Origin of the sequence: Mesorhizobium sp. C264A, from assembly GCF_040324515.1 — a bacterium.
Classification (GTDB): Bacteria; Pseudomonadota; Alphaproteobacteria; order Rhizobiales; family Rhizobiaceae; genus Mesorhizobium.
In genome coordinates, this window is record NZ_JAMYVY010000001.1 from 1945970 (window position 1) to 1966561 (window position 20592).

The following is a 20592-nucleotide window of genomic DNA, read 5'->3' on the forward strand; positions in this document are numbered from 1 at the left end:
CGCCGCCCGTTTCGCCTGCAATAATGGCAGTGTCACGTCATTGCGCAAGCTTTGAAATTAGGGCGCCCTAGGACTCCAATACATCCTTGACCACGGTGGCCAGTTGCTTGAGGGAGAACGGCTTCGGCAGGAAGCCGAATTGCGCGTCCGGCGGCAGGTTTCTGGCGAAAGCGTCTTCGGCATAGCCGGACACGAAGACGAACTTGATGTCGGGCTGGCGCTTGCGCAGTTCGCCGAGCAGCGTCGGTCCGTCCATTTCCGGCATCACCACGTCGGACACGACGATATCGACTTTGCCGCCGAGCGCTTCGAAGACTTCCAACGCCTCGACGCCCGAGGAGGCCTCATGGACGGTATAGCCGCGCGAGGTCAGCGCCCGCGAGCCGCCCATGCGCACGGCGTCTTCGTCCTCGACGAGGAGCACAGTGGCCGAGCCCGACAGGTCCTTGGCGCTGTCGGCGGCTTTCACCGGCGCAGCCGGCGCCTCGCTGACGTCGCCGGGCTTCTTCGCCTCCACGATATGGCGCGGCAGGAAGATGCGGAAGGTCGAGCCCTTGCCGACTTCGGAATCGCAGAAGATGAAGCCGCCCGTCTGCTTGATGATGCCATAGACCATCGACAGGCCAAGGCCGGTGCCTTTGCCAACCTCCTTGGTGGTGAAGAACGGCTCAAAAATCTTCTTCAGCACGTCCGGGGCAATGCCCGAGCCGCTATCCTCGACCTCGACCACGACATAGTCGGCAGGCGTGAGCTCGCGGTAGGAGAAGCTCTTGCATTGTTCGGCGGTGACGTTGCGGGTACGCACGGTGAGGTCGCCGCCGGCCGGCATGGCGTCGCGCGCGTTGACGGCCAGGTTGACCACCACCTGCTCGAACTGGCCGATATCGACCTTGACCGGCCACAAATCGCGGCCGTGGTCGACCTTCAGCTTGATCTCGTTGCCAACCAGGCGGGCAAGCAGCATCCGGAGATCGGCAAGCACGTCGGTCAGGTTCAGCACTTCCGGCCGCAATGTCTGCTTGCGCGAGAAGGCGAGCAACTGCCGCACCAGCGAGGCCGCCCGGTTGGCATTCTGCTTGATGTTCATGATGTCGGGGAAGGACGGGTCCGACGGCCGGTGATTGGTCAGCAAAAGATCCGACGCCATGATGATGGCGGTCAACACATTGTTGAAGTCGTGGGCGATGCCGCCGGCGAGCTGTCCGACCGCCTGCATCTTCTGGCTCTGCGCCATCTGGCCCTCGAGCGCCTTCTGCTCGGTGGTCTCGACGGCATAGACGATGGCCGATTCCTCGGCGCCCTCGCCGGTGCCGTCGGCGACGGCGTTGACGTAGAAGCGGATGTGACGCTCCTCATTGCCGGGCAGCAGCGTGTCGATCGGCTCGATGTCGGCCTGCCTCAGCCGCGCCTTCTCGAAGGCGGCGGCAAAGGCCGACCGGTCGCGCTCATGGATCACGGTGTCCAGCCGCACGCGGCGGTCAACCGCGTCGCCGTCGACGACGGAAGAAAACAGCGACAGGAACGGCGCGTTGGTGCGCAGGATGCGGCCGCCATTGTCGACGGCGGCAATGGCCATCGGCGTCGAATTGAAGAAGCGAGTGAAGCGTACCTCCGAAGCCCGAAGATCGGCCGATGCGTCCTCGCCCTGCGTGCGGTTGAGCACGATGGTGCGGGTGGGACCGTTGGTCCCCTCGCGGCTGGCCGAGACCCGATGCATGAAGCGCACCGGCAGCGCCTCGCCGGTCGTCGTCGTAAGATCGAGATCGATGACGGCGTTGCGGGTGGTGCCGGGATCGGCCTTGACCGAGCGCACCAGCGCCATGCCGTCGCCGGCGACGATTTCCGGGAGTGTCACGGCGCCAGGGGTGAAGCTCGCCAGATCGATGCCCAGCCATTCGGCGAGCGTGGCGTTGATGTAGGTGACACGGCCTTCCTGGTCGGCCGAGAAGAAACCGGCCGGCGCATGGTCGAGATGGTCGATGGCCTTCTGCAAGTCGAGGAAGAAACGCTCCTGCTCGGCCCGTTCCTGCGAGATATCGGCAAGTTGCCAGGCAAGCATCGGCAGGCGCTGACCGGGAACGCTGAAGGTACGGGCTCGCGCCCGGTACCAGCGCGCGCCGGGTTCGGCGCCCGGCCGGATCGACTGTGCCAGCCGGAACTCACCGTCGCCGGCCTGGCCATCGCGCAAGCCCGAGGCCAGCCGGTATATGGTCACCGAAGCTTCGGGGACATCGGAAAGCAGGCCTTCGACCGTCTTCAGATCGGCGGCCGACGCAGCCCCGGTCATCTCGGCATAGGCCCGGTTGGCGTAGACCACGCGGCCCTTCGTGTCGGTGACGATCAGGCCCTGCGACATGGAATCGACGAAGGCCTTCGACAGTTCATCCCCGGTCGAACGCGGCGCGATCTGCACGAAGCCGATGGCCGTGGCGAACAGGAAGCCGACGCCGATCATGGCAAGCACGCCCAGCATGCCGAGCAGGAACGGATCGCCAAGACGCTCGCGGAAAATTCCGAAAACGATCGCGGCCCCGGTCAGGACGATGATGAACACGATGAGCCGGGTAACCGCGCCTGGCCGCGTGTTCTGATCGACGATCGGTACCGGATAGAAATCGCCGCGCGTTTCCCTGGCCATATGCCCCCTGCTCGTGAGTTGTCCGACACCGCCCCCGGCCGGTTGAATCACATTCTCCTAATCCGGAAAAGGCCCTGGCGGCAAATGTCGGATAAAAATGACGCGTCGGTGTTTTCAAGCTGTTCACGAAGCGTGAAGCCAACTTGCGGTGGCTGGCCGCAACGGTCTAGTGTCCCTCCACTTCAAAAGCCGATTGGGGGCACCGATGCAGTGGCTGGATAATGTGGCGGGTCCCGGATATGCCGCAGCGCTGCTGTGGACGTTTGCTGCCCTTGTCCTGCTGGTCATCGTGCTCATCATCATCAGGCTGGTCCGCAACCTGACCTTCGGCACCTTCGTTGCCGGCGGCAGGAACCGCAAGACACGGCTGGCGGTCATGGACGCGACGGCGGTCGACAGCCACCGCCGGCTGGTGCTCATCCGTCGCGACGACATCGAACACCTGCTTTTGATCGGCGGCCCGACCGACGTTGTCGTCGAGCGCGATATCAGACTTGCAGCGCCACGCCGTCCGGCATTGACCGGCGATGGCGGTGTTGGCCAGCAGCAACAGGCGCCGCGGCCGCGCGCAGCACAACCCGCTCCCACCGCGCCCGCAAGGCAGGCGCCACCGCCGCAACCGGTAAGGGCTGCTCCAGCCGCCGTTCCGCCGCGCCAGGCCGCACCGGCGCCGAAACCGGCTCAAATCTACCAGGCGAGCAATGTGACACCGCTGCCGGCCTATGGCTCCGCCGCCAATACTGCCCGGCAGGCCCCGCCACCGAAGCATGAGTCCATCGACGATACCCTGATGCGGGAGCTCGAGGTCTCGCTCGACGATTCGCACCCCAAACCGGCAAGCAAGCCGGCTGCGAAGGCACCGCAGTCTCTCGACGACGAGATGACCAAGCTGCTCGGCGAACTCGCCAGCCAGAAACGATAAAGCCCGGCGAACCGTCACATCTTGCCGCTTCCCGATCGGAACGGCGCTTAAAGCGCGTCGCACAAATCCGTTTCAGCGCAACGCGCTTTAACTTCGTGCGACTAAACCCTTCGGCCAAAAACACAAATGGCCGGGAAACCCGGCCATTTCTGATGAAACAGTCCTGCCTGACGGCAGCGGCTCAATCGTCGCGATAGACCTTCTCGCGGCGTTCGTGGCGCTCCTGCGCTTCGATCGACAAGGTCGCGATCGGACGCGCGTCGAGACGCTTCAGCGCGATCGGCTCGCCGGTTTCCTCGCAATAGCCGTAAGTGCCTTCATCGATGCGCTGCAGCGCCGAATCGATCTTTGAAATGAGCTTGCGCTGGCGGTCGCGGGCGCGAAGCTCGATGGCGCGGTCGGTTTCCGAGGAAGCGCGATCGGCAAGATCGGGGTGGTTGGCGTTTTCCTGCTGCAGGATTTCGAGTGTTTCGCGCGCTTCGCGCAGTATGTCGGTCTTCCAGGTGACGAGCTTCAGGCGAAAGTAGGATTTCTGCCGTTCGTTCATGAACGGCTCGTCTTCGGAGGGTACGTAATTGGCTGTAACGATATCGTTCATTCGACTCACCCAACAACCCCAAATTTGGCGCCTATATATTCGCGCAGAGAAGGCTGCACAAGCGTAATCCGCGCGCGTTTCACGCAATTGTTAATGCCGTGCGGGCGATCCGTAGCAAAGCCTTCCACAGCAAGGGCGCGGGCGAATTCGCACATGATTCGCTGCGCTTGGGCGTCGCCGCCCATTGTGCCTCAGGCCTTTCTCGTGGCTAATCCAGTTGTGTCATTGGTGGGCAGCACACCATTGGGGGTCCGGTGAGCAGACTGTATCTGTTGAGGCATGCGAAGGCTGGCTGGGCCCTGCCCGGCGTGCGCGACTTCGATCGCCCGCTCGACGCATCCGGCATTGCCGATGCCGAAATGATGGGGACGGCGATGCGTGCCCGCAACTACATCCCCGATCTCACGCTCTGCTCCAACGCCAAGCGGGCGCGCCAGACGCTGGAAGGCATCGCCGGCCACACCGATACCGGCCGGGTGCTGTTCTTCGACACGCTCTACAGCGAGGATGCCGCCGGCTACCTCGCCATCATCCGCAGCAATGGCGGCCCCGGCTCGCTGCTGGTCATCGGCCACAATCCGATGACGGAAGACCTTGCCATGGCGGTCTCGGGCGACGGCGACGAGGCTGCTCGGGCCATCATGAACCATGGTTTCCCGACCTCCGGCCTTGCGGTCGTGCGCTTCGACGGCACCCTCACCGAGGCTGCGCAAGGCGCGGGCTACCTCGAAGCCTTCCTGACGCCCGTCGATCTCTGAGCCGAGCCGGCCGAGGCCGGGCGCCATTTCAAACTTGAACCGCAAAGCCTATATCGGCGCAAGAGAGCACGCCTGAGAGAACAGATTTTGGCATCATCGCTGACCACTTTCACCGACGAAGCGAGAATTGCCCTGGATACGCTGTCGGGGCGTGCGAGCGGGCTTTTTTCGCCGTCGCTTCGGCTGGGCGTTACCGGCCTGTCCCGGGCCGGTAAGACGGTGTTCATCTCGGCTCTCGTCCACAATCTCATCCATGGTGGGCGCCTGCCGCTGTTCGAGGCGCAGAAGTCGGGACGGATCGCTCGCGCCTTCCTCGAGGAACAGCCGGACGATGCCGTGCCGCGTTTTCAGTACGAGGACCATATCTCCGCCCTGGTCAACGACCGTGTCTGGCCGGACTCGACGCGCGCCATTTCGGAACTCAGGCTCACCATCGAATATGAGTCTGCCTCCGGTTGGAACCGGATGTTTTCCAGCGGCCGATTGTCGGTCGACATCGTCGACTACCCCGGCGAATGGCTGCTCGACCTGCCGCTGCTCGGCAAATCCTTCGCCGATTTTTCGCATGAAGCTTTTGAGATGGCTATGCTGCCGGTGCGGGCCGACCTGTCGCAGGACTGGCGGGCGCTGTCGGCGAGGATCGACCCCAATGCCGACGCCGACGAGATGACGGCGCGGCGCCTCGCCGAGAGTTTTGCCGCCTACCTCAAGGCCTGCAAGCTCGACGAGCGGGCGCTTTCGACCTTGCCGCCCGGCCGTTTCCTGATGCCTGGTGACCTCGAGGGATCGCCGGCGCTGACCTTCGCGCCCTTGCTGCTCAAGGGTGAGAAACGGCCGCGCTCCGGCTCGCTGCAAGCGATGATGGAGCGCCGCTACGAGGCCTACAAGACGCATGTGGTGAAACCGTTCTTCCGCGAACACATCACCCGCCTCGACCGCCAGATCGTGGTGATCGACGCCATGCAGGCGTTGAACGCCGGCCCCGGCGCGATGGCCGACCTGGAACGCGCGGTGACCGAAATCCTCTCCTGTTTCCGTCCTGGCCGAGGCAATTTCCTCACCGACCTGTTTTCACGCCGCATCGACCGCATCCTGGTTGCCGCGACCAAGGCCGACCATTTGCATCACGAAAGCCATGACCGGCTGCAGGCAATCGTGCGGCGGCTTGCCGACCGCGCCGTGGCGCGGGCAAATTTCACCGGCGCCGATGTCGACGTGGTCGCCATGGCGGCGGTGCGCGCGACGCGCGAAGGCACGGTCAAGCAAGGCCGCGAAACCCTGCCGGTGATCATCGGCACGCCGCTGAAGGGCGAGAAGATCAACGGCGAAACCTTTGATGGTAAAGCCGAAACCGCCATATTTCCCGGGGACTTGCCGGAGAAAATTGACGCGGTTTTCGACGTTTCGGAAGCCGACCACCGGCAGAGCAGCGACGATCCGGCGATCCGTTTCGTGCGCTTTCGCCCGCCAAAGCTCGAACGCACCGCTGAAGGCGTCACGCTGTCGCTGCCGCATATCAGGCTAGACCGCGCCTTGCAGTTCCTGATCGGAGACCATCTGGCATGACCGCGCCCCGCAGACCGGCAGCTTTCCGCATCGAGCCGGAGGCCGAACCGAAGCAGGAAACGCGCCGCCCCATGCCGAGCCGCCGCGCAAGCCGCGCACCGTCGTCGTGCCGGCCGAGATCGATGTCTTCGATGAGCCGGACATTGTCGCCGCCGAACCGCCGCCGGCGACCGCGCCGCGCAGGCGCTCGCTGTTTGCCAGCCTGTTTTTCGGCGCGGTCGGCGTGCTGGTTTCGCTCGCCGTCGGCCTGTGGACCGACCAGCTCATCCGCGACCTGTTCGAGCGCGCAGAGTGGCTGGGGTGGCTGGCAGCGGGAATGGCCGCAATTGCCGTGTTGGCCCTCGCAGTCGTGCTGGTGCGCGAATTCCTGGCTATCGCCCGGCTGGCCGAGGTCGAAAAACTGCAAAAGCGGGCGCTCGATGCCGTGGCGCGCGACGATCCGAAGGCTGCAAGGGCCGTCGTCGAAGAGCTTTCGGCCTTTGTCGCTGCGAAACCCGAAACCGCGGCCGGCAGGCGCTCCCTGGCCGAATTGCGCGGCGAGATCATTGATGGCGGCAATCTGGTGCGACTGGCCGAAGCCGAGATTCTCGGGCCGCTCGATGCGAGAGCCAAGGTGATGATCCTCGAAGCAGCCAAACGCGTGTCGCTGGTCACCGCCGTCAGCCCCCGCGCACTCGTAGACGTTGCCTATGTCGTGTTCGAGGCCGGGCGCCTGATCCGCCGCTTGTCCGAACTCTACGGCGGCAGGCCGGGCACGCTGGGCTTTTTCCGGCTGGCGCGCAGCGTTCTTGCCCATCTGGCGGTAACCGGCTCGATCGCCGTCGGCGACAGCTTCGTCCAGCAGATCGTCGGCCATGGCCTTGCCGCCCGGCTGTCGGCGAAACTCGGCGAAGGCGTGGTAAACGGCATGATGACGGCGCGTATCGGCATTGCTGCCATGGAGACGGCGCGGCCCCTGCCCTTCATTGCCGGCAGGCGGCCGGGTATGGGCGATTTCCTGTCGGCGCTGACCTCGTTTGCGGCCAAAAAAGAGAATGAAGCACCCGCCTCAAGCAAGTGAACGCCCTCTCGCGGTCACCAAGCATTAACCAATCTTGTTCATGGTCGTCCAACAACAGCCTCCTTGTTGCCGGGTGTCGTCTATGAAAAGCGTAATCTTGTCCTGCGTCCTGCCCTGGTCGCGCTTGCAGCACCTCTGGGCCCGACCGGGAAAGCCTTTGCAGCCGAGCCCGACAAGCAGTTCTTCCGCACCGTCGAAGGCAAATGGGTCGGCCCGGGCGAAATCATCGCCGGCAAATACAAGGGCACGAAGTTCACCTGCAGCTTCGACGGCTCGACGCCGGACAACAAGACCGGCATGACGCTCGATGGCGACTGCCGCGTCGGTGTCTTCACCCAGAAAATGTCGGCGACCGTCGAGCGCAAGGGCCGCGACTACAAGGGCAATTTCATGGGCGGCGCCGCGGGGTCGGGCCTGGACATCATCGGCGGCAACGTGGTCGATGCCCGCAAAGTCGTCTTCACCATCAACCGCAACCAATTGCGCGGCGTCATGCAGGCCCGCATTCCCGACGACAATTCGATGACGGTGACTATCGCCGTGCGCGTCGACCAGCAACTGGTGCCGGTCATCGGCATGAGCCTCAAGCGCGTCGACGCCGTCGAAGTCGGCTCCATCGCCAAAAACTGACTCTCAAGCGGTTCCCCGAAAAAAGCGCGGAACGGGGTTGCACTGCGCGATAGCTGAGCTGTTCCGCTCAGCTCGATGTCGGGAAGTGACACGCCACCTTGCGGCCAGGTTGGCGCTCCTCGAGCACGGGCCGCTCGGGGCGGCACCTTTCTGTCGCGACCGGACATGTGGCGCGCAACCGATGATGTCAGCGTCTCCGATGGCCCAAGCCATAGCAAGGCCAACGTGTCATGGTCCTGTGCGTGCCGGCGGTCCCCCGTGTCAGCGCGATGCCCTTTAAGAACACCAGCAAAAAAGGCGGCGGCTACTTGAGCCACCGCCTTCCTCAATTTCCGAACGAAGAATCAGCCCTTGATGGCGGCCGTCAGCTCGTCATAGGCCTTGCAGGCGTCGGCCGGCGTGGTGGCGCCCTGATATTTGGTCGTCACAGCCTGCACCTTGGCGGTCAGGTCGGCGGCCTTGGTCGGATCCTTGGTGATCGCTTCCTGCAGCGCGGCGGTCATTTCCTGCGCCTTCTTGGCCGCGATTTCCTGCGTGCATTCAGGCGCCTTCGAACAGGCCGATGCGGCAAGCATGGCGACACCCACGCCGACGAGCAAAAACTTCTTCATGTCAGTCATTCTCCTCACGAAGGCAGAACTTGATCGTCGCTGCCTTCCAACGGCCGAAGCCTGGCGTCCCATAGCCGCCGATTGCGGCAAAACGCAACGTGTGCGGCGCATAAACCTGTGCAGCGCTGCTGCAACGGCGCGGACGGCCTGATTGAGGCCGCCCGTGTCAGACGAAGCAAGGTTTCAGCCACGAGGCTGCAGCAGCGCCAGTGCGGCCGTCGCCGCGGCAAGGACGGCGGTTAGGGTCAAAGGTCCCGTAGCGCCATAGGTGTCCACGACATAGCCGCCGACAACCGCACCGACGGTGATGGCAACCTGGAAGGAAGTGACCATCAGGCTGCCTGCTGCTTCCAGCGCATCAGGTGCCGCGCGAGACATATTGGTCGGCAGCACCACCGGCGCCATGCCGAAGGCGAAGCCCCACAGCGTAACAAAGCCGAAGGCAACGCTGGTTTGCGCGCCCCAAAGCACCAAAGCGAGTGCCGCAAACGCCATCAACGCGGCGGTTACTGCGAGGGCCATGTGGATGTTGGTGTCGGCCAGGCGACCACCGGCAATATTGCCGATCACAGCGGCGATGCCGAACCCGAGCAGCGCCAGGGCAATCGGCCCGGTTGTGAGGAGCGTCACCTGTTCGAGGAAGGGGCGCACATAGACCGAGCCGGCAAAATGCCCGGTCATCAGCAGAACAATGGCAAGCATGCCGAGTTGGATGCCACGCCGCCGCGTCAGCCGAAAGACGTCTGCAAGGCTGTTGCTTGCCGTTGCAGGCAAGGTCGGCAGGCTGAGAAACTGCAGCAGCATGGCAAGCGCGGCCAGCCCCGCCGTCATGGCCATCGCGCTGCGCCATCCCAGCCAGTCGCTGATCAACGCACCCATCGACGGCGCGGCAATGGTGGCGAGCGAGACGCCGAGGGTGACGATCGCCATGCCTCGACCTGTCGCATTGGCGCCGACCAGCCTCGACACGACGGCAACCGAAAGTGCCCAGAAAGCGCTGAGAGCAATCCCCAGTCCGGCCCGGCCCAGCAACAACAGCCAGAAATTGGGCGCCAGCGCCGCAAGAATATTGGAACCGACCGCCAAGGCCATGAGGCCAACCAGCACCGCCTTGCGGTTCAATCGGCCGATGAGAACATTGCTCAACATGGCCGTCACGGCGCCAACGGAAGCGGTGGCGGTGACGACCTGTCCGGCCGTTCCCTCGCTGATGCCGAGATCGCGCGCCATCGGCGTCAACAGACCTGCCGGCAAGAACTCGGCGGACACCAGGGCAAAGCTGGTGGCCGCCAATGAAAGGACCGCGAACCAGGTGGCCGCACTCCACGCGGCTGGTGCATCGGCATCAATCGCGGCGTCTTCAAGCTGTAGTGTTGTGTCAGTCACGGGAAGATCTCCAAAGTTTGGAGATCTTAGATAGGCGAGTCCGTCCGGATGTTATGTACCTTAAAATCCGAAATTCATATCCATTCGTCCGGGAATTGTGCGACGCACAACGCCTGGCGAGACATTGGTGATGCGCTTGAACGCGCGGGCGAAGGACGCCTCGGAATCATAGCCCAAACGGGTAGCGACTTCGGCAACCGACAAGCCGTTTTGGCCCAGTAACTCGCGGGCAAGCTGCATTCGCAGGCGGGCGAGATAATGTGCGGCACCCTCCCCCAATACCGCGCTGAAGCGCTCGGCGAAAATCGAACGCGATTGGCCTGCCACGCCGGCGAGGCTTCCCAGCGTCCAGTTGTGGCCGGGGTCGCGGTGCATGGCCGCCAGAGCGCGGCCTATATGGGGGTCGCGGATGGCTGCGAGCCAACCGGTGGTCGAGGCGCCGTTGCAATTGACCCAGCAGCGTATGAGCCTGGCTGTCAGCAAATCCGCCATACGCGACAGGATGGTGGCGCTGCCCATCTGCGGTTGCGCGGCCTCCACCGTCATGGCCGCCAGCAAAGGGCCGACCATCGGGTCATTGCCGGCCACGTCGCAACCCTTGATAAGAGGCGGCATCAACGTGACCAACGGATTGAGCGCATAGGAGCCGAGAGACATGGAGCCGCAGAAAAGGGTGCTTGTCGCGCCCGTTCCCTGCCGTATCACTTCGCAAACGTTGCCGCCCAACTTGATCACCTGGCAGCCCTCGAGCGAGTCGCCCACCACGTCCGGCGCACTCGCCAGCCGATGGGCGATGCCTTGCGGCAGCAGCACCAGATCGCCATCGCGCAACTCCTGCCAGCCTTGCGCTTCGGTGTGAATCCAACATGGACCCTGGCCGACAAAGTGAAAACGAAGCAGTTGTTGTTGCGGAAAGTCTATGCTCCACGGGTGCCGGAGTTCGCAGCGGCCATAGTTGACGCCACTCAAGCGAAAGTCTTGCAGAACTTCGCTGAGCGCATCCATCGGGATATGTGGCAGCGGCGACGGCCGGGACGAATCATCAGGCATTTGCCAGATATAGATACCAGCCGTCCGACAGGCAAGCGCAGACTGTTGTTCCACGGGGGAATCGCTGCCACGGCACCCTACCCATTCTGGCAGGCTTCCCGCCTTGCCTCCCGCTCCCGGTGCATGCAAGGAGTGCTGTCGGACACAGGGACCAGAGGCATGGCAGCGGAAGCATCGGGCAGCGATCTCATTCAGGTGGTGGCGCTGCTTGCCGCAGGCGTCGTCGCCGTTCCGATCTTCAAACGCATGGGGCTGGGCTCGATCCTCGGCTATCTCGCCGCGGGCGTGGTCATCGGCCCGTTCGGTATTGGCATTTTTTCCGAATCGGAAGCCATCCTGCATGTCGCCGAACTCGGCGTGGTCATGTTCCTGTTCATCATCGGGCTGGAGATGCAGCCGTCGCGGCTATGGGGCCTGCGCCGCGAGATTTTCGGCCTCGGCGCGCTGCAGGTCGGCGTCTGCGCATTGCTGCTTACCGGTGTTGGTCTCGCCGGCGGCTTTCCGATCGCGCAATCCTTCGTTGCCGGCGCCGGCTTTGTCCTGACATCGACGGCGATCGTCATGCAGCTTCTGGAAGAGCGTGGCGAGATGGCCAGCCCCAAGGGCCAGCGCATCGTGTCCATCCTGCTGCTCGAGGATCTGGCAATCGTGCCGCTTCTGGCGCTGGTCGCCTTCCTGGCGCCGGGCGGCAGCGAGATGACCCTGCAGCAGAGGCTGACCGAAATCGGCATCGGTCTTGGCGCCATCGTCGGGCTGGTGGTGGCCGGCCGCTATCTGCTCAATCCGTTCTTCCGCATCCTGGCCGACGCCAAGGCGCGCGAAGTCATGACGGCGGCAGCACTTCTGGTGGTGCTGGGGTCGGCGCTGGTTATGCAGCTTTCCGGCCTCTCGATGGCGATGGGCGCCTTCCTGGCCGGCGTGCTGTTGTCGGAATCGACCTTCCGCCACCAGCTGGAGGCCGACGTCGAGCCATTCCGCGGCATCCTGCTTGGCCTGTTCTTCCTCGCCGTCGGCATGTCGCTCGACCTGCATGTGGTGGCCGACAACTGGCGGCTGATCGCCGTCTATGTCGTCGCCTACATGGCGATGAATGCGCTCGGCATCTACCTCGTCGCCCGCATGCTGAAGAGCGGTCATCGTGAAGCGCTGGAACGCGCCGTGATCATGGCGCAAGGCGGCGAATTCGCCTTCGTCCTCTATTCGGCCGCAGCGGCGGTTGGCATCATCGACAGCCGGGCCAACGCAACGCTGACCGCTATCATCATCATCTCCATGGTGCTGACGCCGCTAGCCATCATTGCGCTCAAATATTTGACGCCGCGCGACGAGCAGTCGCTTGAAGGCGTCGACATCGCCGACGGTCTTAGCGGCAGCGTGCTGGTCATCGGCTTCGGCCGTTTCGGCCAGATCGCCAGCCAGCCGCTTTTGTTGCGCGGCATCGACGTGTCGATCATCGACAATGATGTCGAGATGATCCAGGCGGCCGCCGATTTCGGCTTCAAGGTCTATTATGGCGACGGCACGCGGCTCGACATTCTGCGCGCCGCAGGTGCAGGCCGCGCGCGCGCCGTGCTGATCTGCGTCGACAAGCCGGACGCCGCCGTGCGCATGGCGGAACTGATCAAGGCGGAGTTCCCGTTGCTGACTGTCCTGGCGCGTGCCTTCGATCGCGGCACCGCGCTGTCGCTCATCCGCGCCGGGGTCGACTTCCAGCTGCGCGAGACCTTCGAATCGGCCCTCGTCTTCGGCGGTTCCGCGCTCGAGGTTTTGGGCGTCGAGCCGGAAGATGTCGCCGATGTCATCGAGGATGTGCGACGGCGCGACAATGCCCGACTGGAGACGCAGCTGGCCGAAGGCGTCCGCGCCGGGCAACGTTTCCTCAGGGGCAATACCGGCACGCCGATCCCGACGCCGCTGACGCAACCGCGCCGGCCCGGCCAGGCGCTGAACGAAGAGACGGCCGGCGTGCTGCACAAGCCCGAGCCCGCCGATCAGGGGGAAAGCTGATGGCCGCATTGGATGAGCGCGCGCTCGCCGTCACAAAATTCTGGCGCGAGGCCGGCGAAGACGCGTGGTTCGAGAAGAACGACGCCTTCGACGCGAATTTCCGCAGCAGGTTTCTCGACCTGCACTTTGCCGCCGCGCGGCGCGAGTGCGACGCATGGTCGGAGCATGCCGAGGGTTCGCTGGCGCTGATGATCCTGCTCGACCAGTTTCCACGCAACTGCTTTCGCGGCTCAGGCCATATGTACGCCACCGATCCGCTGGCAAGGCATTTTGCCGCCAAGGCAATCGCCGCCGGCCATGACCTTTCGCTGGAAGAAAACCTGCGCGTCTTCCTGTACCTGCCCTACGAACATTCGGAACTGCCCGCGGACCAGGACAAATCGGTCGAACTCACCACCGCCAGGGCGCCCAACTATGTGAAATACGCGGTCGAGCACCGCGACATCATCCAGCGCTTCGGCCGCTTTCCACATAGGAACAAGATGCTTGGCCGCGAGACGACGGCCGAGGAAAAGGCCTTTCTGGACGATGGCGGTTTTTCCGGCTGACTTCGAAGCAATTCCAGGAAAGTGCTTAGTCTTTGCGTGATCTCAAGTAGCTTGTCAGATCCCCCGCCAACCGGTCCCACTCGAGAGCCTCGCTCGTCCAAACGTGGAAGGTTGGAGGGATCGCGTTCGGGTTGTCCAAGCTCACTGTCATTACGTCGAGTTCGTCGGGGGTGTCGTCCCGCCGGTAGGTCAGCGGAGACCCACATCGGCCGCAGAAGCTGCGGGTGACTCCGGGTGAGGAGGTGTAGTCAACCGGTGCACCGCGGGTGTAGCGAAAGCCTGCCGACCGCACGCCAACGAAGGGCAGCCGGGGCGCCGATGCAGCGCGCCGACAGGTCTCGCAATGGCAGATGCCACTGCCGATCGGTTCGCACTCCGCGATATAGCGCACCGCGCCACAAAGGCATCCACCCTCCATCGATCCCTCCCGAGTTGACCAATTCGACCATTTAACGCGACCAAGATTGGTCAGCTCGCCACCAGTCGCGGCCGGAAGCCAGCCGCTCTATGCCTGACGTATCGACGGCGCTGAGCCGCTCGGTCACGCTCCTGCCGCCCACCGCCAGATCCGGCGCGATCTCGGCCAGGGGCGCCAGAACGAAGGCGCGCTCCAGCATTCGGGGATGCGGCACCTCCAGCCCGGTTTCGTGGATTGTGCGGTCGCCGAACACCAATATGTCGATGTCGATCAGGCGCGGCCCCCAGCGCTCCTCGCGCACCCGCTTCAGCTTGCGCTCGGCCTCGAGGCAGAGGTCGAGCAGCGCCCTTGGCGCCAGCGAGGTCGAGATTTCGGCAGCGGCGTTGAGGAAATCCGGCTGGTCGAGCTTGCCCCAGGCCGGCGTGCGGTAAAGCGAAGAGACGGCGATGACACGCGTGTTCTCGTCGGCGTCTAGCAGGCGCAGCGCCGTGGCCATCGAGGCCGAGGGATCGCCGAGATTGCCGCCAAGGCTGAGATAGACCGTGTTATTGTTACTCTGGCCAGACAACGGTCACCTCGACATAATCGAGCACGCCGGGCACCGGTGCGTTGGGCTTGCGCACGGTGATCTCGGCCTTCCTGATCTGCGGAAACCGTGAAGTCAGCGCCTTCGCCACTTCGAGCGCCAGCGCCTCGATCAGGAAACGGCGATGTCCAGTGACGATCTTTTCAATCACCGTGAAGGCGATGCCGTAATTGACGGTGTCCTCGATGGAATCATCCTCCAGTGGGCGGCTGGGCTCGACCGTCAACTCGGCATCGACATAAAAACGCTGGCCAAGCGCCTCTTCCTCGTCCAGCACGCCGTGCCGGGCAAAGAAGGCGCAGTTCTTCATGCGGATGACGTACATTTCTTAGTGTCCTGGCATTTCTTGGTGTCCTGGGCTCAGCGTCCTGGCATTTCTTGGTGTCCTGGGCTCAGCGTCCTGGCTTTTCACGCGCCAGCATAGCATCGGCGACGGCCAGTGCGTCCACGTTGATTGCGACATCGTGGACGCGAAACAGATCGGCGCCATTCAGCCTCAGAATGACACTGGTGGCTGCCGTCCCGGCGGCGCGCGCGCCGGCTTCGCGGCCGGTGACGGTGCCGATGAAGCGTTTTCTGGAGGTGCCGGCCATCAAGGGAAAACCGAGCTCCTTAAGCTCGGAAAACCGCGCCATCAGGTCGAGGTTTTCCTCAGCCGTCTCCTTGGCGAAGCCGAAGCCGGCATCGAGTACGATATGATCGTCCGCAACGCCGCTGCGCCTGGCGATTTCCAGCGAAGCCTTGAGGAACAAAAACTGGTCGGCGATGACATCGGGCAGTTTTTGCCGCCCGCGCCCGGTATGCATGATGACCAGTCCGGCGCCGGTCTCGGCGGCGACGCGGGCGATGCCGGGTTCACGCTGCAAGCCCCAGACATCGTTGACGATATGCGCGCCGGCGGCGACGGCCAGGCGCGCGGTTTCCTCGCGATAGGTGTCGACCGAAATCAGGGCTTCGCCTGAACTGGCAAGTGCTGCGATCACCGGCAGGATGCGGGTCTGCTCTTCTTCAGGCGTCACGGGCGAGGCGCCGGGGCGCGTCGATTCCCCGCCGATATCGACGACGGCGGCGCCTTCTTCCACCATGCGGTGCGCCTGCGCCACCGCCTGGTCAGGCGTGATGAACAGTCCGCCATCCGAAAAACTGTCCGGCGTGACGTTGAGAATGCCGACCACAATGGCTTTCTCGCCAAGGTCGAGATGGCACTTATGCGCCAGTTGCCATCGCCTTGTCGTCATTGTCCTTCAACCATGTGTCTCGTTGGCATGTGGCTCATTGGCATGGGGCTCATCGAGCGCTTGCAATCCATCAACGATGCGTGATCGGTGGAAGATCAATTCCGTTGCGCCGGCAACGGCCGTAAAGCAAGGTGAGTGAAGAGGCAACATGATGAAACGACCCCTGCTCTGCGCCCTGATGCTGGCTTTGACCGTCCTGCCGGCGAATGCTGCCAATCTGGTGAAGACTTACAGCTATTTTGCCATCGGCGGCAGCACGCTCGATGACATCGAGACGCAATTGTCGAAGCATGGACCCGAGGTGAAAAGCACCGGGATGCGGCATCCAGGCGCCACCCAGATGGCGTTCACCACCCGCATCAGCTACTCGCAAACCGCAGACACCTGCCGCATCGCCAAGGCCGCCGTCACCGTCAAGGTCAAGGTCATCCTTCCGGAGTGGCGCAGGCCGCGCAAGGCCGATCCCGATGTCAGACTGTTCTGGGACACGCTGTCGGCCGACATCAAGCGCCATGAGGAGCGTCATGTCGAGATCGCCAAGAACCACGGCCGTCTGCTCGAAGACGCGCTGAACGCGAGCTTTGCGCAAAAGACCTGCGCCGGGGCAAAGGCGAAGGCGGCGCAGATCACCGCGGCCGAACTCGCCAGGCATGACCAGGACCAGTTGCGCTTCGACCGCGTCGAAGGCGTGAATTTCGAAAGCCGCATCCTGCGGCTGCTGCGCTACCGCATGCAGCGCGTCGAGAACGGCCAGCTTCCGCCCGGCTGAAACACGGACTGATACCAAGCCAATTCTGCCGAAACATGAGGCCAGCCCCAGAAAATTTTCGGGCATAGGTCGAAATCGGCCTATACGGGACGACATATGTCAGGCTCGCAAGATATGTCAGGCTGGCAAGGCCCGAGCTTCGATCAAGACCAATTGAGGCGGCGCGTAGCGGAGCGGCCATTTGGCGCCGCGCAATCGCTCTCAAACGTTATGGATGAACTGATATGGACCAGGCTGTCGACAAGCCGGCTAGGCTGCCCCCCGCCGCGCCGCTGACGGAAAGCGAGAAGAACGTCATCATCGCCGGTATCCTTTTGTCGATGCTGCTGGCGGCGCTCGACCAGACAATCGTCGCGCCGGCCATGCCGACCATCGGCCGTTCGCTCGGCCATGCCGACTACCTGCCGTGGATCGTGACCGGCTATCTCCTGACGGCGACCGCCATGGCGCCGCTCTACGGCAAGATTTCCGACGTCTATGGCCGCCGGCCGACCGTCTATGCGGCGATCCTGATCTTCCTTCTGGGATCGCTGGTCAGCGCCATGGCCCCCAACATGTTCGTGCTGGTCATCGGCCGGGCGATCCAGGGTGCGGGCGGCGGCGGCCTGTTCGCCCTGGCGCAGATCGTCATCGGCGACCTGGTGCCGCCGCGCGAACGCGCGCGTTATGCCGCCTGGATTTCGGGCACCTGGGCGGTCGCCAGCATCGCCGGGCCTTTGCTCGGCGGCGGATTTGCCGAACATCTGCATTGGTCGCTGATCTTCTGGATCAATATCCCGCTCGGCATCTTGGCCATGGCCATCATCAACAAGCCGCTGCGCAAACTGCCGGTCGCCGCAAAGCGGCATCGCATCGACGCGCCGGGCGCGCTGCTTCTGGTGGTGGCGACGGCATTGCTGCTTTTGGCCCTCAACTGGGGCGGCAGCGCCTATCCATGGGCCTCGCGCGAGATCGTCGGCCTGCTCGCCTGTTCGGCGGTCTTCTGGGGTGCGTTCGCCCTCAGGCTGATGCGTGCGGCCGAGCCGCTGATTTCGCTTGAAGTGCTGAGCAATCCGATCGTGCTTGCCGGCACGGCGTCGATGTTCCTGCTGCAGGCCGCCAATATCGGCCTGTCGGTGTACCTGCCGGTCTATCTGCAGTCGATCATCGGCCTGTCGGTCAGCCAGTCGGGCCTTGCCATGCTCGGCCTGCTGCTCGGAACGGTCGCCGGCGCGACCTTCAGCGGCCGCACGATACCGCGCTTCTTCCACTACAAGCGTATCGCCATGGTCGGCGTTCTCTTCGCCATTATCTGCCTTGGCGTGCTCAGCCTGGTCGCCGGCCGCGCCTCGCTGCTGGTGGTCGAGCTCTTGACCATCTGCATCGGCCTTGGAAGCGGCACCACTTTCCCGGTCGCCACCGTATCGGTGCAGAACGCCGTCGACCGCGCGCATCTCGGCGTTGCCACCGGCGTGCTGACCTTCCTGCGTTCGCTGGGCAGCGCGCTCGGCGTCGCCATGCTCGGCGCCGTCGCGCTCGGCTATGGCCTGCCGCTTGCCGGCGAAGGCGCGCCGGCTGCCGGACAGATCGTCTCGGCGACGCCCTTCATGATGATCTTCCTTGCCGCGGCCGTCACGCTCGTGCTGGCGCTGATGACGCTGGCGCTGATGCCGGAGAAGTCACTGCGCGGCCGCGACGACGCCGAGGCGCCAGTCGTTCTGGTGGAGTGATTCGGAAAGCCCTGTAGGACCTACTCCACGACGCCGAGCTTCTTCTGCAGGCTGGTCGACGACGTCGTGTACTGGAAGACGATGCGCTCACCGGGGCTGATGATGCGCTTGGCGGCCTGCGCCATCAGCGCCACCTCGTGAAAACCCGACAGGATCAGCTTCAGCTTGCCTGGGTACCAGTTGATGTCGCCGACGGCAAAGATGCCTGGCACCGAAGTCTGGAATTTCTCGGTATCGACCGGAATGAGGTTCTCATGAAGGTTGAGCCCCCATTCGGCGATCGGGCCGAGCTTCATGGTCAGGCCGAAGAACGGCAGCATGCGCGTGCACGGCACCTCGATGTCGCCGTCAGGCCCGCCCTTGATGGTAGCAGAGGCCAGCTCGCCGTCGGCGCCGGTCAGGCCGCTCACCTGGCCGACCCGGAACTCCAGCTGCTTCATCTCCTGCATGGCATACATCTTGTTGACGCTGTCGGGCGCCGCCCTGAATTCCGCGCGCCGGTGGACCAGTGTCACGCTTTTTGCCACCGGCTGCAGGTTCAGCGTCCAGTCGAGTGCGGAATCGCCGCCGCCGACGATGACGAGGTCGTGGCCGCGGAATTCCTCCATACGGCGCACCGAATAGAAGACGCTCCTGCCCTCATAGGCCTCGATGCCGGGAATGGGCGGCCGTTTGGGCTGGAACGAGCCGCCACCGGCGGCGATCACCACCACCTTGGCTTCGAACACCTCGTTCTCGTCGGTGGTGACCCGAAATGAGCCGTCGTCCAGCTTTTCCAGGCTGGAGACCATGCGGTTGAAGGTAAAATCCGGCTTGAACGGGTGAATTTGCTCGAGCAGTTTGTCGACCAGCCCTTGCGCCGAGATCGAGGGCCAGCCTGGAATGTCGTAGATCGGCTTTTCCGGATAGAGTTCGGCGCATTGGCCGCCCGGCCGGTCGAGGATATCGATCAGATGGCACTTCATGTCGAAGAGGCCGAGTTCGAACACGGCGAACAGGCCGACCGGCCCCGCCCCGACAATGAGTGCGTCCGTCTTGATTACATCGGTCATGCCAGGCGAGCCTCATTGTCAAACTGGGGCGAAACTGGCGCGAGACTGCATGAGCATTGGCCCGCTGCCAAGCGGCGGGAAAAATCACATGGTACGGGAGATCAACCCTGGCGAGCCGGCACGCGCACGACGAGGCCGTCAAGCGCGTCGCGCACCTTGATCTGGCAGGACAGGCGCGAGTTCGGCTGGACGTCATAGGCAAAGTCCAGCATGTCCTCTTCCATCGCCTCCGGCTCGCCGACCTCGGCCGTCCAGGCTTTGTCGACATAGACATGGCAGGTCGCGCAGGCGCAGGCGCCGCCGCATTCTGCCTCGATGCCCGGCACCGCGCTACGGATCGCATTCTCCATGACGGTCGAGCCGTTTTCGGCCTCGACATCGAAAGGAGTGCCGTCATGGGCAATGAAGGTCAGCTTGGTCATTTGTCACCTGAAGGGAGTCCCAGCCGAGATAATCAATCCGCCGGACAAGTCAACTGCGGCGCGAAAGCGCCGCTTTGTGACGTTTTTTCGGAAAGCTGGCCAACGCACGCCCTGGCCCCGTCGATTCATCCCGGTGGCCGCTGCCGAGCGGCAGCCATTACCGGCTGATGGCGGCGATGAAATCGCGCACTTCCTCGATCAGGGTGCCGAGGCGCTTGAGGATGCGCGCATCTTCCGGCTGCTGTTCGATCGAGGTGGCGCAGTCGGCGATGGCAAAGGCGCCGACCCCGCGCGCCGAACCTTTCAGCCCATGCGCCAGAAGCAGTCGCTCCCTGATGTCGGCATCGACTATTCTGTCTCGGACGGAAAGCGCCTGCTGTACGAACAGTGCCAATACCTCCTGTTCGAGGGCGCGATCGCCCATTGTCTGACGGGCCAGATGGGCCAGATCCACTGGGCGGGAACGGGCCGGTCCCGACGCATCGCCGCCCGGCATTGAGAAGGCAATGCCGCTTTCACCGCGTACCAATTTGAAACTCCTTGTGCCGATCGCCGAAAAAACTAGGCGATTTCCGTCGCCAACGCGTTAATGAATGGGCTGGAAAATTGTTGCCGCTGAGGCGG

Annotated in this window: 19 protein-coding genes and 2 pseudogenes; 9 read left to right on the forward strand and 12 right to left on the reverse strand. The window is 63.7% G+C overall.

What is annotated here, in order from left to right:
- Positions 1-67: 67 nt before the first annotated feature.
- A complete protein-coding gene (gene cckA, locus NKL04_RS09620; protein WP_023700803.1) occupies positions 68-2638 on the reverse strand; it encodes a cell cycle histidine kinase CckA in 2571 nt (856 codons plus the stop codon).
- A 205-nt stretch (positions 2639-2843) separates the two neighbouring features.
- Between cckA and NKL04_RS09625 the strand changes: the two genes are divergently transcribed.
- The gene (locus NKL04_RS09625) at positions 2844-3560 is read left to right on the forward strand and encodes a flagellar biosynthetic protein FliO (protein ID WP_023693371.1); all 717 of its coding nucleotides are present in this window, start codon (positions 2844-2846) and stop codon (positions 3558-3560) included.
- A 181-nt stretch (positions 3561-3741) separates the two neighbouring features.
- On the opposite strand, the gene dksA is transcribed toward NKL04_RS09625, so the two are convergent.
- Positions 3742-4158 (reverse strand): RNA polymerase-binding protein DksA, encoded by a 417-nt coding sequence (gene dksA / locus NKL04_RS09630; RefSeq protein WP_023673491.1) that lies wholly within the window; start codon positions 4156-4158, stop codon positions 3742-3744.
- Between the two features lie 254 nt (positions 4159-4412).
- On the opposite strand from dksA, the gene NKL04_RS09635 reads away from it, so the two are divergent.
- The 4 genes and pseudogenes from NKL04_RS09635 to NKL04_RS09650 all read left to right on the forward strand — a co-directional run bounded on the left by NKL04_RS09635 (position 4413) and on the right by NKL04_RS09650 (position 8172).
- Positions 4413-4916: a SixA phosphatase family protein gene (locus NKL04_RS09635; protein WP_023700804.1), complete on the forward strand. Its 504-nt coding sequence runs from the start codon at positions 4413-4415 to the stop codon at positions 4914-4916.
- 87 nt (positions 4917-5003) lie between these two features.
- On the forward strand, positions 5004-6482 hold the full coding sequence (locus NKL04_RS09640) for a YcjX family GTP-binding protein (protein ID WP_023693369.1): 1479 nt from the start codon (positions 5004-5006) through the stop codon (positions 6480-6482).
- A pseudogene (locus NKL04_RS09645) lies at positions 6479-7542 on the forward strand (YcjF family protein). The gene NKL04_RS09640 and the pseudogene NKL04_RS09645 overlap by 4 nt, the downstream one beginning before the upstream one ends.
- A gap of 82 nt (positions 7543-7624) precedes the next feature.
- Positions 7625-8172: pseudogene (locus NKL04_RS09650) on the forward strand (hypothetical protein).
- 344 nt (positions 8173-8516) lie between these two features.
- On the opposite strand, the gene NKL04_RS09655 reads toward NKL04_RS09650, so the two are convergent.
- From NKL04_RS09655 to NKL04_RS09665, 3 genes are all read right to left on the reverse strand, one after another.
- On the reverse strand, positions 8517-8783 hold the full coding sequence (locus NKL04_RS09655; protein ID WP_023673496.1) for a hypothetical protein: 267 nt from the start codon (positions 8781-8783) through the stop codon (positions 8517-8519).
- 183 nt (positions 8784-8966) lie between these two features.
- Positions 8967-10169, reverse strand: a complete 1203-nt coding sequence (locus NKL04_RS09660) for an MFS transporter (RefSeq protein WP_023700806.1) — start codon at positions 10167-10169, stop codon at positions 8967-8969.
- 60 nt (positions 10170-10229) lie between these two features.
- The gene (locus tag NKL04_RS09665) at positions 10230-11219 is read right to left on the reverse strand and encodes an AraC family transcriptional regulator (RefSeq protein ID WP_023700807.1); all 990 of its coding nucleotides are present in this window, start codon (positions 11217-11219) and stop codon (positions 10230-10232) included.
- Between the two features lie 159 nt (positions 11220-11378).
- Between NKL04_RS09665 and NKL04_RS09670 the strand changes: the two genes are divergently transcribed.
- On the forward strand, positions 11379-13226 hold the full coding sequence (locus NKL04_RS09670) for a monovalent cation:proton antiporter-2 (CPA2) family protein (protein WP_023700808.1): 1848 nt from the start codon (positions 11379-11381) through the stop codon (positions 13224-13226).
- Positions 13226-13774, forward strand: a complete 549-nt coding sequence (locus NKL04_RS09675; RefSeq protein WP_031209328.1) for a DUF924 family protein — start codon at positions 13226-13228, stop codon at positions 13772-13774. Before NKL04_RS09670 ends, NKL04_RS09675 begins: the two co-directional genes overlap by 1 nt.
- A 25-nt stretch (positions 13775-13799) precedes the next feature.
- Here the strand turns inward: NKL04_RS09675 and NKL04_RS09680 are convergent, their stop codons facing one another.
- From NKL04_RS09680 to folP, 4 genes are all read right to left on the reverse strand, one after another.
- The gene (locus tag NKL04_RS09680; RefSeq protein WP_084568519.1) at positions 13800-14192 is read right to left on the reverse strand and encodes a GFA family protein; all 393 of its coding nucleotides are present in this window, start codon (positions 14190-14192) and stop codon (positions 13800-13802) included.
- 31 nt (positions 14193-14223) lie between these two features.
- Positions 14224-14760: a 2-amino-4-hydroxy-6-hydroxymethyldihydropteridine diphosphokinase gene (folK, locus tag NKL04_RS09685; protein ID WP_023700810.1), complete on the reverse strand. Its 537-nt coding sequence runs from the start codon at positions 14758-14760 to the stop codon at positions 14224-14226.
- The gene (folB, locus tag NKL04_RS09690) at positions 14744-15103 is read right to left on the reverse strand and encodes a dihydroneopterin aldolase (RefSeq protein WP_023673502.1); all 360 of its coding nucleotides are present in this window, start codon (positions 15101-15103) and stop codon (positions 14744-14746) included. Before folB ends, folK begins: the two co-directional genes overlap by 17 nt.
- Positions 15104-15170: 67 nt before the next feature.
- Positions 15171-16016: a dihydropteroate synthase gene (gene folP, locus NKL04_RS09695; protein ID WP_023700811.1), complete on the reverse strand. Its 846-nt coding sequence runs from the start codon at positions 16014-16016 to the stop codon at positions 15171-15173.
- 148 nt (positions 16017-16164) lie between these two features.
- On the opposite strand from folP, the gene NKL04_RS09700 reads away from it, so the two are divergent.
- Both NKL04_RS09700 and NKL04_RS09705 read left to right on the forward strand, forming a co-directional pair.
- Positions 16165-16785 carry a DUF922 domain-containing Zn-dependent protease gene (locus NKL04_RS09700; RefSeq protein ID WP_031209330.1) on the forward strand — a complete coding sequence of 207 codons (621 nt, stop codon included), beginning with the start codon at positions 16165-16167 and terminating at the stop codon, positions 16783-16785.
- 224 nt (positions 16786-17009) lie between these two features.
- On the forward strand, positions 17010-18494 hold the full coding sequence (locus NKL04_RS09705; protein ID WP_023693362.1) for an MDR family MFS transporter: 1485 nt from the start codon (positions 17010-17012) through the stop codon (positions 18492-18494).
- Positions 18495-18514: 20 nt separating this feature from the next.
- Here the strand turns inward: NKL04_RS09705 and NKL04_RS09710 are convergent, their stop codons facing one another.
- The 3 genes from NKL04_RS09710 to NKL04_RS09720 all read right to left on the reverse strand — a co-directional run bounded on the left by NKL04_RS09710 (position 18515) and on the right by NKL04_RS09720 (position 20464).
- On the reverse strand, positions 18515-19546 hold the full coding sequence (locus NKL04_RS09710) for an NAD(P)/FAD-dependent oxidoreductase (protein ID WP_023700813.1): 1032 nt from the start codon (positions 19544-19546) through the stop codon (positions 18515-18517).
- 101 nt (positions 19547-19647) lie between these two features.
- Positions 19648-19968, reverse strand: a complete 321-nt coding sequence (locus NKL04_RS09715) for a 2Fe-2S iron-sulfur cluster-binding protein (RefSeq protein ID WP_023700814.1) — start codon at positions 19966-19968, stop codon at positions 19648-19650.
- 157 nt (positions 19969-20125) lie between these two features.
- The gene (locus NKL04_RS09720) at positions 20126-20464 is read right to left on the reverse strand and encodes an Hpt domain-containing protein (protein ID WP_023700815.1); all 339 of its coding nucleotides are present in this window, start codon (positions 20462-20464) and stop codon (positions 20126-20128) included.
- Between the last annotated feature and the right edge of the window lie 128 nt (positions 20465-20592).

Coding starts and splice junctions, on each gene's coding strand:
- cckA (WP_023700803.1), bottom strand. CDS start 2,638: ATGGCCAGGGAAACGCGCGGCGATTTCTATCCGGTACCGATCGTCGAT.
- NKL04_RS09625 (WP_023693371.1), top strand. CDS start 2,844: ATGCAGTGGCTGGATAATGTGGCGGGTCCCGGATATGCCGCAGCGCTG.
- dksA (WP_023673491.1), bottom strand. CDS start 4,158: ATGAACGATATCGTTACAGCCAATTACGTACCCTCCGAAGACGAGCCG.
- NKL04_RS09655 (WP_023673496.1), bottom strand. CDS start 8,783: ATGAAGAAGTTTTTGCTCGTCGGCGTGGGTGTCGCCATGCTTGCCGCA.
- NKL04_RS09665 (WP_023700807.1), bottom strand. CDS start 11,219: ATGCCTGATGATTCGTCCCGGCCGTCGCCGCTGCCACATATCCCGATG.
- NKL04_RS09670 (WP_023700808.1), top strand. CDS start 11,379: ATGGCAGCGGAAGCATCGGGCAGCGATCTCATTCAGGTGGTGGCGCTG.
- NKL04_RS09675 (WP_031209328.1), top strand. CDS start 13,226: ATGGCCGCATTGGATGAGCGCGCGCTCGCCGTCACAAAATTCTGGCGC.
- NKL04_RS09680 (WP_084568519.1), bottom strand. CDS start 14,192: ATGGAGGGTGGATGCCTTTGTGGCGCGGTGCGCTATATCGCGGAGTGC.
- folB (WP_023673502.1), bottom strand. CDS start 15,103: ATGTACGTCATCCGCATGAAGAACTGCGCCTTCTTTGCCCGGCACGGC.
- folP (WP_023700811.1), bottom strand. CDS start 16,016: ATGACGACAAGGCGATGGCAACTGGCGCATAAGTGCCATCTCGACCTT.
- NKL04_RS09700 (WP_031209330.1), top strand. CDS start 16,165: ATGATGAAACGACCCCTGCTCTGCGCCCTGATGCTGGCTTTGACCGTC.
- NKL04_RS09705 (WP_023693362.1), top strand. CDS start 17,010: ATGGACCAGGCTGTCGACAAGCCGGCTAGGCTGCCCCCCGCCGCGCCG.
- NKL04_RS09710 (WP_023700813.1), bottom strand. CDS start 19,546: ATGACCGATGTAATCAAGACGGACGCACTCATTGTCGGGGCGGGGCCG.
- NKL04_RS09715 (WP_023700814.1), bottom strand. CDS start 19,968: ATGACCAAGCTGACCTTCATTGCCCATGACGGCACTCCTTTCGATGTC.
- NKL04_RS09720 (WP_023700815.1), bottom strand. CDS start 20,464: ATGCCGGGCGGCGATGCGTCGGGACCGGCCCGTTCCCGCCCAGTGGAT.